Raw genomic sequence first — 673 nt, 5'->3', positions numbered from 1 at the left:
TGGTTGGTTCCCGGCTGGCACACCGCGCCGTGCAGCTGGTAACCCTGGTGAGAACGCCCGGCTTCATAGGTGATTTCTCCACGCACTTCATCCCAGTTAAACACCCGGACCTCCACCGGCCAGTCTATCCACGGATTCCAGCTGCTGCGGTGATGTTCGTAAATATAGACTTTCTGCCGCTTACGGTTTAGACGTACGGGCGTACCGCGAGGAGAATGATAGGTCATTCTGACCATAAGCTTAAATAGAGAGAGAAAAAAAAGAAATGCTATAATCGCCACGAGAGTAGCACCGTCCATACCATAGAATATAAATGGTACTAGCAAAAAATAAATCATAAAAAGAACAGAAATAAAGGAAAAAATATTACCCCAACCCCATGAGATCTGATTCTCATAACGGGGGATTTCCAGCCAGATATCATTCTTTTCATTCAGCCAGACGGCATTGGGCTCAACATCCTGCTCCAGCCACTGAACCGGCAGATCCTCCTGCCATCTTTCCGCCTGCGGGATCAGTACGGAACGGCGATAAAAAGGATTTTTGGGGCGTTGCGTTTCAACGTTTTCTGTATGCTGTTTCTTTTTTTCATTCTCAGAGGCGGACAGTGATGTACGACGCTTTACTTTATTCCCTGTTTTTTTAACCATATTATTCATTCCGTTACATTAAT

General features: G+C 45.9%; 1 protein-coding gene. It reads right to left on the bottom strand.

The genetic code is table 11. From position 1 onward, the window contains the following. A partial coding sequence (locus QNN86_RS23870; protein ID WP_414212405.1) for a DUF6708 domain-containing protein occupies positions 1-650 on the bottom strand: 650 nt, incomplete at its 3' end. Positions 651-673: the final 23 nt, after the last annotated feature.

It is taken from the genome of Citrobacter sp. C348, from assembly GCF_047467975.1.
Taxonomy (GTDB): domain Bacteria; phylum Pseudomonadota; class Gammaproteobacteria; order Enterobacterales; family Enterobacteriaceae; genus Citrobacter; species Citrobacter gillenii.
The sequence above is the reverse complement of the archived record's forward strand: the minus strand, read 5'-3'. Positions and strand labels throughout refer to the sequence as shown.